This window comes from Streptomyces eurocidicus, assembly GCF_002891295.1.
Lineage (GTDB): Bacteria > Actinomycetota > Actinomycetes > Streptomycetales > Streptomycetaceae > Streptomyces > Streptomyces eurocidicus.
The window spans coordinates 299,548-311,294 of record NZ_LGUI01000004.1; the positions used below are offsets into that span (position 1 = coordinate 299,548).

Annotated in this window: 8 protein-coding genes and 2 pseudogenes; 2 read left to right on the plus strand and 8 right to left on the minus strand. The window is 68.4% G+C overall.

Features of this window, described 5'->3' with window-relative positions:
- Window positions 1-149: 149 nt before the first annotated feature.
- From AF335_RS15425 to AF335_RS15450, 5 genes and pseudogenes are all read right to left on the minus strand, one after another.
- Window positions 150-1,067, minus strand: coding sequence for an MvdC/MvdD family ATP grasp protein (locus AF335_RS15425; RefSeq protein WP_102918963.1), 918 nt, complete (start codon window positions 1,065-1,067; stop codon window positions 150-152).
- Window positions 1,067-1,276 (minus strand): putative ATP-grasp-modified RiPP, encoded by a 210-nt coding sequence (gene tgmA, locus AF335_RS15430; RefSeq protein ID WP_102918964.1) that lies wholly within the window; start codon window positions 1,274-1,276, stop codon window positions 1,067-1,069. The genes AF335_RS15425 and tgmA (AF335_RS15430) overlap by 1 nt, the downstream gene beginning before the upstream one ends.
- 32 nt (window positions 1,277-1,308) lie before the next feature.
- The gene (gene tgmA, locus AF335_RS15435) at window positions 1,309-1,503 is read right to left on the minus strand and encodes a putative ATP-grasp-modified RiPP (RefSeq protein ID WP_102918965.1); all 195 of its coding nucleotides are present in this window, start codon (window positions 1,501-1,503) and stop codon (window positions 1,309-1,311) included.
- 26 nt (window positions 1,504-1,529) lie between these two features.
- Complete coding sequence (locus AF335_RS15440) at window positions 1,530-1,937, minus strand: recombinase family protein (RefSeq protein ID WP_146045531.1); 408 nt, start codon at window positions 1,935-1,937, stop codon at window positions 1,530-1,532.
- Between the two features lie 2,153 nt (window positions 1,938-4,090).
- Window positions 4,091-5,768: pseudogene (locus AF335_RS15450) on the minus strand (ISAzo13 family transposase).
- A 96-nt stretch (window positions 5,769-5,864) separates the two neighbouring features.
- On the opposite strand from AF335_RS15450, the gene AF335_RS15455 reads away from it, so the two are divergent.
- Window positions 5,865-6,440, plus strand: a complete 576-nt coding sequence (locus AF335_RS15455) for an HD domain-containing protein (protein ID WP_102918967.1) — start codon at window positions 5,865-5,867, stop codon at window positions 6,438-6,440.
- A 79-nt stretch (window positions 6,441-6,519) separates the two neighbouring features.
- Here the strand turns inward: AF335_RS15455 and AF335_RS15460 are convergent.
- Window positions 6,520-7,757: pseudogene (locus AF335_RS15460) on the minus strand (IS30 family transposase).
- Window positions 7,758-7,951: 194 nt separating this feature from the next.
- Between AF335_RS15460 and AF335_RS15465 the strand changes: the two are divergent.
- Complete coding sequence (locus AF335_RS15465; RefSeq protein WP_102918968.1) at window positions 7,952-8,506, plus strand: GNAT family N-acetyltransferase; 555 nt, start codon at window positions 7,952-7,954, stop codon at window positions 8,504-8,506.
- Window positions 8,507-8,634: 128 nt separating this feature from the next.
- Here AF335_RS15465 and AF335_RS15470 read toward each other — a convergent pair whose 3' ends face one another.
- Window positions 8,635-9,594, minus strand: coding sequence for a zinc metalloprotease (locus AF335_RS15470; protein WP_280524635.1), 960 nt, complete (start codon window positions 9,592-9,594; stop codon window positions 8,635-8,637).
- 707 nt (window positions 9,595-10,301) lie between these two features.
- Complete coding sequence (lpdA, locus tag AF335_RS15480; RefSeq protein WP_102918970.1) at window positions 10,302-11,735, minus strand: dihydrolipoyl dehydrogenase; 1,434 nt, start codon at window positions 11,733-11,735, stop codon at window positions 10,302-10,304.
- Window positions 11,736-11,747: the final 12 nt, after the last annotated feature.

The following is an 11,747-nucleotide window of genomic DNA, read 5'->3' on the forward strand; positions in this document are numbered from 1 at the left end:
CCGTGGCCTCTTGTCCGGTGCCGACGGACGCCCGATCGTGGCATGCGTCGGCAAGGGGAAGGACGGGGGACTCATAGCCGGAACCCCGCCCGTCCGCCTCACGGGAAGCGCACGGGTGGGGTGGCAGGTGCGGTGAACGCGTCAGGTGGTCAGGTCAGCCATTCAGCGATGGCCAGTGCGACGGGCTGGCCGGTCGTCAACTCAATGAACCCGAACTGCCCCGCGGGGTTGCACTCCAGGAAGTGCCATCCTTCGGCCTCATCAACGACGAAGTCCAACGCTCCGTAAGCGAGCCCGCTTGCCGCCATGAACGCCCGCACCTTCGGCCCGATGCTCTCGGGGACGGGAACGTTCCGCCACTCGACGCCTTCCTCGAACCGCCAGTCGAGCACCCGGTGCCCGGTGTCGGACCGGGCGCAGAACAGCCGGTCCCCGACCACCGTCAGCCGGATGTCAGCCACCTTGGCAACCCGCCGTTGTAGGCACGTCGGTGCGTGCGCCACGGCCGAGAAATCCGCGCCGGGGGGTACCAGCGTGGTCGGGAGTGCTGCGGGCGGGTCGTCCGGGTGACGCCCCGATATGGACTTGCACACCACGGGTCCGGACCGGGTCGCGAACGCTTCGGCGTCCGCCGGCACGGTGGTGATCACGAGGTCCGGGGTGCTCAGCCCTACCGCATGGGCGGTGCAGAGTTGCCCGGCCTTGTACCGTGCCGCGCGCTGGGCATCGGGATGATTCATCCACCTGATGCCAGGCTGAGCCCGCAACGCCCCGTACAGCGCGTGATCGCACTCGTGAGCGGTCCAGCCTCGCTGCACTGTGGCGCCCCCACCGGGCCGACCAGGTCGGCGTATCCAGATGGACCGGACGTCGGCGACGTCGACCGTGCGGCGCCCATGGGTGATGGACCCGGTGATCGTCCCCTTGGTGTACGAGGTGCTGAGGCCGACCCGGCCGGGGAAATCGGCCGGGTCGAACCGGAGCACTGGCACGCCCATGGTGGACAGACGGTCGATGACCAGATCGGCTGTGATGTCCTCCGGGCAGGACAGTACGAGGACGGTCATCAGTGCACGTACTCGTGATCGTCGTCGTCCCTGTGGACCTTCGACCCTGCGGTGGACGTGCTGAGCGGGGTGGCCATCCAGATCGACGTCTGACGGGCGACCCGTGAGCCGTCCGGCTGCACGTTGAGCTGTCGTTCGCCGTCGTACCTGAACGACGGGTGTCCCGCGTCAGGCGGTGCCTGACTGAAGCGCAGGGCGAAGGGCTGCATCGTGATCTCCTCTCAGCCGGTGGTCGGCAGGGTCAGTCGGTGTCGTCGTCGTGGGTCTTGGAACCCGCGCTCGACTGGGTCGGACCGCTCGCCAAGAGGGTTGCGACGTCGCGGGCGGCCGGCGATCCGTCACCCATGACGTTGAGCTGTCGCTCGGGGCTGTACGTGCACGTCATGGGCACCGGTGGTTTCGGCGCCTGTATGAAGGAGAATGCGAAGGGTTGCACTGGAATCTCCTTTGTTCGGTTGTGCGCTACCGTGCGCGCGTCCGGCGCACGGGGACGGGGGGCGGTTCGGGGCCGTCGAATGCGGCCACCAAAACCGCGTCGTGGCTACGGAACTCCGACTTCAGAGCTTCGAACCCGGGCACATCGGTGTCGACGGACGCCGGCCCCGGAACCACGATGATTTCGCCGCTGCCGGCCTTGAGCGTGGCCACTACCTTCTTCCAACCCTCGCGGGCGTTGAGTGCCCGGTCGGGCGTCTCCTCGATCACGGTCTCGATGACCGACCACGCCCGTACCTTGGCGTAGTTGCGACAGTTATTGGCCAGGCGTTCAGCCTCTTCGGGCCTTATGTGCGACACGTAGACGAGGGTGGGAGGCGGGCCGTGCCGACAGGGCCGCCCATCCGTGTTGCAGCCGTAAGACAGTGCGTCCATGGTCATCAACTCCTCAGCGTGGGAACACTTTCGGCAGTCTGCCGCCTCCCCGGCCGTGAGGTACACCACGGCGCTACGTGCGAGGTACAGGAAGACTCACATGGTCGAACGAAAGCCCGTCAGTGGTGCACCCGCCCGCCCCGGTGCCGGGACCGCGCCGATCTTTCGCGAGACCCGGAAGGGTCTGGTCGCCGTCTGGGACGGGTCTCGTTGAAGATCAGGACACGGCCAGCCAACGCGCTCCGCATGTCGATCACGGGGTGCCACATGTCACCGATACGAACGAAGTCGTGGGTCCTGATCATTGCGGGCATGGCTTCCACGAATTCCGTTCCCAAGGGCGGGGCACCTCGGTCGTGTCCACTGCGGCCTCGTCGCCCGTCATCCGGACACCTCCTCGCCGCAGCGCTGAAGGTCCCGGATCTGCGCGCACCACTCGAAGCCTCAACCGGGCGGCAAGAGCCAGACGCAGGACGGCGGCGGGTCATCGGACTGCCGGACCGCCTCACCGATTCCGTGAATGACGCCGACCCGATTCGTGGCCGTGTCGCGAACACGCACGTTCATGGCCACCCAATCGGGCATCGCGCGGTCGCGAGTCCATGCGCTCATGACTTCGTCACCCGCTGTGAAGCCAGGCGTCCCTGGTAGGCGTTCATCCTCGAACACCTGTAACTCATCATTTTTGCTCCCAGCTCCTTCGATCCGCTGCCCGCAGTGCTCCTGGACTCGCAGCCGGGCACAAGGCTTGAAAGATCTTGCGAGGTTCTCGATCAGCCTTCGCGGCGCGGCAGGTTGGACAGTTATGCAGGGGTCGTGCACAAGAGCTCCGGACTGCGAGCACGCGTATGCGCGTCGTCGCTGTGCGCGACTATGCTCGATGCGTGCTCGCCTGGGGCGCTCGCTGCCCTTCGAACCTACGGCCCCCGGTGAGGGCGTAAAACTGATGCTCGGTACGGGTTGTTCGGGTTCGCACGGCCGGAGAAGAGGCGATGAGTCCCACGCGTTCCAACCTCGGCAACGGAACGCTGACCACCGGTCGGCGTTCCAGAAATCGTGCTGCCGAAGGCTTAGTGACAGGGCATCTCTTCAAGGTCATCAGGGAGCGACTCCCCTGCACACAGAGCCAACTTGGTGAGTGTCTCGGCGTGGATACGACCACGGTGCAAGGATGGGAGTCCGGCCGCCGTCCCGTCGCGGCAATGCCTGCCGCACAGTTCTTGATGCTGCGGCGACGGTTTCTCGGCCTGGGCGCTGACCCCGGCCTGCTCGTTCTGCTCGACGCGGCCATGGACGCCGACTCAGTCATTGCGCGGGCGCTTTGTTACGACCACGCGCATGAGGAACTGGAGAGCCACCCCCTGGCAGGGTGGGTCTTCACTCGCGCGTCGACGCACATGATCGCTTGGGCCCTCACCGGTATCCCGCCCGCAGCCCTGCCGCCTGCCCCCTCCGGCACGCCACGCCGACGCGGGCCGTCCCCAGAAACGCCCATGCTTACCGAGGCCGAACGCCGACGGTTCTATTCCCATATGCGGCGGTACACGGAAATTGCTGACCATGCTGGCGAAGTCGGTGCGCTGCTGAGACGGCAAGCGCTGTACCTGTGCAGTTACGACACAGCTCCCGATACGCATGCATGGCTCGCGGACATACGCGCCCGTAAGACTGTGCAGCTAGTCCACTCCGCGTGGTCGCCAGCGTGGGCCGACACACGTTCGCTGGCCACGTCCTTGACCAAGTACGGGGACCTTGACGTTCTTCACGGCTTCATTGAGCGGGGCATGGGGGACGACGCCGGGGAAGTCGCGAACCTGAACTACTGGGCTCACTGGCTCGGCTTGGACCGGACGCCTCGGTCCGATGACTCGTTCATGTCTGATCGGTCCACGCATCATTGGGACGCCAGGGCCCTGTTGCGTGGCTTCGCCGATCGGCTGGACCCTGGACTGGGGTGTGTGGACCTGAACATCCATTCAGTGTGGTCCTTGATCGCTTCACGCCCCGGAGTGCTTGCCGGCGAGGCTGAGCTTGCCCAAGAGCTGCGAGACCGCGTTTCGCGTCTACTGGACAGTGGCTCGGTATCGCGGCAGTCCAGGCGTGAGCTGGACGCCGTGCACTACGGTCTAAGGGATCGCAGAGAATCAACATGCTTACTTGATCTTGGCTTGGGTGGGGCTGGAAGCGAGGAACGTCGTGATGTCGGTGGGTGTGCGGAATCGGGCGGTGGAGGCGTTGATGTGATGGCCGTGCGTTTCCAGGAGGGGGCGGACTTCCTGGTTTGCGCGGCTGATGGTCATGGCGGTGACACCGAAAAGCTGACCGAGGAGGTCCATGGTGGCGAGCTTGCGCTGGTGGAGCACGGTGGCCAGGACCCGGTCGGCTGGAGCGAGCTTGGCTTTGGCTCCTGTGCCGGGGGCCACCAGGCGCTCATGACCTCGGCGGATGCGGAGTGTCCGCTCGCGTTGCAGTTCCAGCTGGGGCGTCAGAGTGTCGATCAGCTCACTGAGCTGCTCGCGGGGCATTCCGGTCAGTTCCGGGGCCTGCAGTGAATGCGGCGTCAGGCGATGTGGTGTGCTCGCCGGCGCCTGGTCCGCTGTGCTGTTGACCGGTGTCTCGTTCACGTGAGGTTGGGGGTGAAGGGTGTAGTTCCAGTCGCCGTGGAAGCGGTGCCGGGTGATCGGCAGGGCGGCGATGGCCTCGTCGCTGACCTGGATGCCGGTGGGGTAGGGGTTGGTATCGAGTTCGGCGTGGACTGTCAGGCCGGTGCGGGTCGTGGTCGCGGCGATGCTCTGGACAATGACTTCGTGGCTGGTCAGGGGTCTGCCACGCCAGTTCATGGTGATGTGGGAGAAGAGCCGGTGCTCAATCTTGTTCCACTTCGATGTCCCGGGTGGCAGGTGGCACACGGTGATCTCAAGGTTGGTTTCGGCGGCGAGGGCGGCCAGCTGAGTCTTCCAGCCGCGGGTGCGGTAACCGTTGGAACCCCCGGCATCGGCGGTGATCAGCAATCGCCGGGCCCGTGGGTAGTCGTGCCGGCCGCGGGCCTGCCACCAGCGGCGGATGGAGGCGACGGCGAAGGCAGCGGTGTCGTGGTCAGTACCGACGTTGACCCAGCCGGTGTTCGCGACCGTGTCATAGATGCCGTAGGGGATTGCCTTGTCAGCCTGACCGGGGAAGTCATGGGTTTTGACCTTTACCGGTTCGCCCATGGGCTGCCACTCCCGCGGTGTTCTTGTAGTCGCCGACCAACTCCTTCTTCTTGGTGTCCACACTGATCACCGGGTCTCCTGCGTCCCGGTGATCGCGGGCTCGCTCGTTGAGGTAACGGAACTGGGCATCGCGGTCCGGATGTTGCTGGCCTTCGATTGTCTTGGCGTTGGCCTGCAGACTGAAGCCTTCCTCACGCAGCAGGTCGCCGACGGTGTCGGCCGAGACACGGTGCCCCTGGCGGGTGAGTTCGGCGGCGAGTGTTCTGGTCGACTTCACCGTCCAACGTAGAGGCGACATCGGATCGCCCCGCATATCGGGCTCGACCAGGGCAAGCAGTGCGGGCCGCAAGCCCGCGTCCAGCTCGGCGGCCTTCTTCCTGCCTCCGCCTGGCCGGCGGACTCGGCCCAGCGGGGCTTCCCCGGCCTCGAGCTCGACAACGCCTTTGCGGACAGTGGCTTCGCTGGCCTGAGCGGCCCGGGCAACAGCCCGGATCCCACCATGTCCCAGGATGCGGGCCTCGGCCCCCATCACCAACCGACGCTGCCGTTCATCCAGGTGCGGGAACAACACCGCGAACCTCACCGCGAGTTGCTCGTGCACCGACTTCGATATGCCCATACCACATCAACGAGCGTCAGAGAGGAAAGCAACACGTTGATTCTCTGCGATCCCTAAGGCTGAGCAGCCCGTGATCCATTCGAAAGGACAGGCCGGATGACTGACGATCAGCATGCCAAGGGGTCCGTGAGCTACCTGATGGAAATGGGCGCTCTGAAGCGCATGAAACGATCCGGCTGGTGGATCGCGGGCGTGAAGGACCCCGAAACGATCGCCGAGCACTCGTTTCGCACCGCCGTCATCGGCTCTGTGCTCGCGATGATGGAGGGCGCCGACCCTGCGCGGGTCGCTCTACTCTGCACATTCCATGACACCCAGGAGACCCGGGTCGGGGATATCCCCTGGATCGGTCGGCGCTATCTGACTGCGGCGAAGAACGAAGCTGTTACCGCCGACCAGGTCTCACAGGCCCACCCTGCGGTCGCGGCGGGCGTTCAAGCCATCGTCGACGAGTACGAGACGGGCGACTCGCTCGAGGTCATGGTGGCGCGGGATGCCGACAAGCTGGAATGCATGATTCAGGGACTGGAGTACCTGGAGCAGGGCTACAGCAATGCCCGGGAATGGGTGGACACCACTCGGGCCAAGCTCAAGACGCAATCCGCCATCACCCTTGCGGACGCCGCACAGAGCATGTCCTCACTGGAGTGGCAGCGCGTCTATCTGCCGTAGGCGCCCATAGCGGGGCTGGCTGCAAGGATAGGCCCCGCACCGCCAACGGCGAATTCGAGGGGTCGTAGCAACACAGTGATCAACTGGCTGTGGCCAGGAGCTTAGCGAGACGCTCGGCTGGGGTTTCCCAGCCGAGCGTTTTGCGTGGGCGGCTGTTGAGCTCGGCCGCGACGGTGTCCAGTTCCTGACGGCTGTAGCGGGCGAGGTCGGTGCCCTTGGGGAAGTACTGCCGGAGCAGGCCGTTGGTGTTCTCGTTCGAGCCTCGCTGCCAGGGACTGCCTGGGTCGCAGAAGTAGACAGGCATGTCGGTGGCTGAGCTGAACTCCTTGTGCAGGTGCATCTCGGAGCCCTGGTCCCAGGTGAGGGAGCGCTTGAGCTGAGTGGGCAGTGCGGAGACGGCCTGTATGAGCGCGTCGCGCATCTGGGCGGGCTGGCGGCCGTCGGGGAGGTGGACCAGGGCGACGAAGCGGGTGGAACGCTCGACGAGGGTGCCGATGGCGGACTTATGGGCCTTGCCGATGATCAGGTCGCCCTCCCAGTGGCCGGGGACCGCGCGGTCCGAGACCTCCGGCGGACGCTCGCTGATCATCACCATGTCCTTCGCCATGCGGGGCTGTCGCTTGGCCGACTGGCGGTGCGGCCGACGCATGGCACGTCCGGTCCGCAGGGCACGGGTCAGTTCGCGGCGGAGTTCACCGCGGCCCTGGACGTAGAGGGCTTGGCAGATCGTCTCGTGGGCCACGTGCATCTCCGGCCGGTCGGGAAAGCGGGCCCGCAGAGCGTGACATATCTGCTCTGGGCTCCAGCGACGTTCGAGGTGGCGCTGGACGAAGTCCCGCAGCTCGGGGTTCTGGCCGAGCTTCCCGGTTTCGGGCGGGGTCGGCGGGCGTCGGCCCGGGACTGTGCGGCGTGTGGACGATAGGCCCAGCGGGACGCGTTCCCGCGCAGGGGCATGCCGTTGCGGCGTATCTCCCGGCTGATCGTCGAGGGGCTGCGGCCCAGCTCGCCCGCGATGGTCCGGATCGATGCCCTTTCGCGCAGCCGGTCGGCGATGTGGATGCGCTCGGACTCCCGCAGATAGCGGCCAGGGCCTGCCGAAGACGGCTCCCGGTGGACCGGGGGACGCGCCTTCGACAAGCCCTTGTGGGCGCGGCGGCCGTTGCGCCACACCTTGCCGGTCCGCGGGTTGATCCCCACGATCCGGCATGCCTCTTTGTTGCTGTAACCCTGCTGCACGAGCTGGAAGTATGCCGCCCGCTCAGCGGTCAGTCTCTTCCGTCCCTGCGGCTTCCGGTCCTCCCGGATCTGGTGGTCCATCGCATCCCCTGAGCTGGGGTGTTGCGACGACCACTAGAACGGAAGAACGCCGGGGCGGGGTCACGGAGTGTGCCCTTCGAGGACGCGTACGTGGGGACGTGCACGGCGGTATTCCGGCGGGCCGTCGCCCGCATAGACAGCGCAACAGCCCGCGACTGCGCGATGCGCATCCACGAGACAGCAGGGAGCGCCATATGACGGAGCACGAGACAATCGTGGTCGAGCGGTTGGACGGCTCGGCCGCGGCGGCGGCCGAGGAGGCGTTCCGCCTGGTCTACGCCGAGGCGTTCGCCGGACCGCCCTACTACGAGACCGGGGACGACGTCGCCGCCACGTTCCGCCGCTTCCGCTCCCAGACCCGCAAGAACACCTTCCGCGCCGCCCTCGCCCGCACCGAGGCCGGCGAGCCGGTCGGCATCGCCTACGGCTACCCCCTCGGCCCGAACACGGGATGGTGGGACCAACTCGCCCAGCCGGTTCCGGAGGCGGTGCGCCACGAGGACGGGCGCCGGACGTTCGGACTCATGGAACTCGCCGTGCGCCCCGCATGGCGCCGGCGCGGCATCGCCCGCCGACTGCATGACGCCGTGCTCGGCGACACCGAGGCCGGGCGTGTACTTCTCAACGTCCGCCCGGACAGCAAGGCGGCATCGGCCGCCTACCGGGCTTGGGGGTACCACAAGGTAGGCGACGCGCGCCCGTGGGATGGCGCCGCGCTTCACGACGTGATGGTGCTCGACTTGCGCTGAGCGGACGGGGCGCAGTGCGCTGCCGAGCCGGCGGGGAGCTGATTCCCCCCGGATTCTCCCCGAGGCGTCAAACGATCACTGAGGCCCCGGGCGACAACGGTCGCTCGGGGCCTCAGTGATTCTGGCCGTCAGATCAGGCTCCCCGCCTCAGGCGCTTCCGTGAAGGAGGACCGCGGGCCGTCGAGGGTGGCGTCCATCCGGGCGGCCTGGCCCTGGGTGAACATGAACATCGCGGCGTCCTCGGTGTAGTCCATGTAGTTCATGAACATGTCGCCGTCGGGGGCGTTGCCGCAGCTGACGACCGGGAAGACGGGACTGCCGAAGTTGGGCCCGCCCTGGTTGGGGGTGTCGGCCACGTGGTCGGTGCCGCTGCAGCCTGTGCCGTCGTCACCCCAGATGTGGAAGAGGTTGAGCCAGTGCCCGACCTCATGGGTGGCGGTGCGCCCGAGGCCGTAGGGGGCCGCGGCGGTGCCGGTGGTGCCGAAGGCCGAGTGCAGGATGACCACGCCGTCCGTGGCGGGCGGGCCGCCGGGGAACTGGGCGTACCCCAGGAGGCCGCGGCGCAGCACGCACGCCCACATGTTCAGGTAGCGGTCGGCGGGCCAGGCGTCGTGGCCGCCCCGGGCGGTGAACTTCACGGCGTCGTCGGTGCCGAAGCCGGCCGTCGTGGTACGGGTCCGGGTGATGCCGGTGGTCGGCCGGCCGGCCGGGTCGCGGGTGGCGAGCGCGAACTCGATCCTGCTGTCGGCGGTGAGCGGCTGCCAGACGGCCGGGGTCCGGGCGACGTCCGGGTTGAGCTTGCGGTAGTCGCGGTTGAGGGCGTCGAGCTGGCTGAGGATCTGCGCGTCGGAGATGTTCTCCGCGCCGGTGCGATAAACGACGTGGACGACAACGGGGATCCGGGTCACCCCGGTGCGGGCCGTGGTCGCGTCGCCCCGCTCGTAGGCGAAGGCGCGGTTCTCCACCGCCACGCGGGCGGCGGCGTATCCGGGCTGTTCGTCGAGCAGCCGGCGGTGCACTTCCATGGTTCCGCACAGCAGATTCTCGGGCGACCGGCCCGCACGCGTGGTCTCCTGGTTCTCGGTCACACCGGACCTCCTCGCATGGCCGCATGACGCGGCTGTGGTGGGGGAAGTCGGGCCCGATACCGATTACCGTAGCCTCCATTCATCCGGAGAAGTGATGGGCATCACACAATCCAGGGGCAAGTGCCAGAGGCCATTCCGCTTCTTGGTGTTCCCGGCGACGGCGGAGGCGGATGAGGCATGAACGACCACACCGGGACCGAGCCGCCCGCGGGTCTCCTCCGGCACTGGGTGCACTCCTTCGAGGAGGACTCCCCCGGGGCCACGGTCTACCGGCCGGAGGATTTTCCCTTTCCGCCGGCGCGGGGAAGGAGGGGGATGGAGTTTCTGACGGGGGGTGTGTTTGTGGACCATCCGCTGGGGAGGGGGGATGCGGAGGAGTCCGTGCGGGGGTGCTGGCGGGTGTCGGGGGCCGGGCGGCTCCGGGTGTGGTTCCCGGGGACCGGGCGGGGTGGTCGGGAGCTGGAGGTTCTGTCTTGTGACGGGGAGGGGTTGCGGGTGGCTGCGCGGTGAGGCGGGGGCTGCCGCGGGGAGCTTTTTCCCCTACCCTCCCCTTCCCGGAACCGGGAGCTTCGCCCCCGGGCCCCCCTTTCCGCGCTGACGCGCGGTGTCCTCAAGCGCCGGACGGGCTGATTTCAGCCCGTCCGGCGCTTGAGGACCGAGGTCCGGGGCGGAGCCCCGCGCAGCGGCACCCACCCCGCACCCTCATCTCACCCCTGCTGATGCAACCCCCGCCCCGCCAGCGACAGGAACACCTCCCCCACCGCCTCCGACAGCGTCGGATGCGCGTGGACGTGCTGCGCCACATCCGTCGCCTCCGCGTCCCAGCCCACGATCAACTGGCTCTCCGCGATCATCTCCGAGACGTTCGGGCCCACCAGGTGCACGCCCAGCACCCGGCCGCCGCCCCGCTCCGCGACGACCTTCACCAGGCCGCCCTGGCCGTGCACCATGCCCTTCGCCACGGCCGTCAGCGGCATCGAGTTCACTTCGGCCTCGTGCCCCCGCTCGCGGGCCTCGGCCTCGGACAGGCCGACGGACGCCGTCTGCGGGCTGGAGTAGGTGACGCGCGGCACGGCCGCGTAGTCCACCGGCCGGGGCGAGCCGCCCGCCAGTGTCTCGGCGACCAGCAGCCCCTCGGCGAAGGAGGCGTGCGCCAGCCCCAGGGACGGCGGCGGCAGCAGGTCGCCCACCACATGGATGCCCGGTACGGACGTCTCCAGGCGCGACCAGTCGGCCGGGGCGACGAAGCCCCGGGCGTCCGTGGCCAGCCCGGCCGCCGCCAGGCCCAGCCCGTCCGTGACCGGCACCCGGCCCACGGCCACCAGCAGCCGCTCGGCCGCCACCGTACGGAGCTCCCCGCGGGCGTCGCGGACCGTCGCCCGCACCCCGCCCTCGTGCACCTCGGCGCCCTCCAGCCGGGCCCCCACGCGCACGTCGACGCCGCGCTTCTTCAGCCCCCGCGTCAGATGGCGGCTGACGTCCGCGTCCTCCAGCGGCAGCAGCCGGTCGGCCGCCTCCACCAGCGTCACCTCGGCGCCCATGGACCGGTGCAGCGAGGCGTACTCCACGCCGATGGCGCCACCGCCCAGCACCAGCACCGAGCCGGGCAGCCCCGGCGCGAACAGGGCGTCGTCACTGGTCACGACCCGGTGGCCGTCGGGCTCCAGGCCGGGCAGCGTACGCGGCCGCGAGCCCGTGGCCAGTACGACGCCGCGCCGGGCGGTCCACACGGCGCCCGCCTCGGCGCCGGAGTCGATCCGCACCGTCCGCGGCCCCGTCAGCGACGCCGAACCCCGCACCACCCGCACCCCGGCGTGCGCGAGGTGCCCCTCCACGCCCCGGTGGTTGCGGGAGACGATGTCGTCGCGGGTCGCGGTGAGCGCTGACCAGTCGACGGAGTCCAGCGTCGCCTTGACTCCCCAGCGCTCGCGCGCCTCCGCGATGCCGTCGACCAGCTCCGCCGCGTGCAGCATCGCCTTGCTCGGGATGCAGCCCCGGTGCAGACAGGTCCCGCCGACCAGATCGCGCTCCGCGAGGACGACGTCGAGTCCCAGGGCGGCGGCCCGCAGTGCGGTGCTGTAGCCCCCGGTCCCGCCGCCGATGACGAGGACATCTGTCGCGTACTCACGTGTTTCAGCCATGGCTTCACCCTG

Excerpts from the sequence above, each read along its gene's own strand:
- lpdA (WP_102918970.1), bottom strand. The coding sequence starts at position 11,735 with ATGGCTGAAACACGTGAGTACGCGACAGATGTCCTCGTCATCGGCGGC.
- tgmA (WP_102918964.1), bottom strand. The coding sequence starts at position 1,276 with ATGCAGCCCTTCGCCCTGCGCTTCAGTCAGGCACCGCCTGACGCGGGA.
- AF335_RS15455 (WP_102918967.1), top strand. The coding sequence starts at position 5,865 with ATGACTGACGATCAGCATGCCAAGGGGTCCGTGAGCTACCTGATGGAA.
- AF335_RS15425 (WP_102918963.1), bottom strand. The coding sequence starts at position 1,067 with ATGACCGTCCTCGTACTGTCCTGCCCGGAGGACATCACAGCCGATCTG.
- AF335_RS15465 (WP_102918968.1), top strand. The coding sequence starts at position 7,952 with ATGACGGAGCACGAGACAATCGTGGTCGAGCGGTTGGACGGCTCGGCC.
- AF335_RS15440 (WP_146045531.1), bottom strand. The coding sequence starts at position 1,937 with ATGGACGCACTGTCTTACGGCTGCAACACGGATGGGCGGCCCTGTCGG.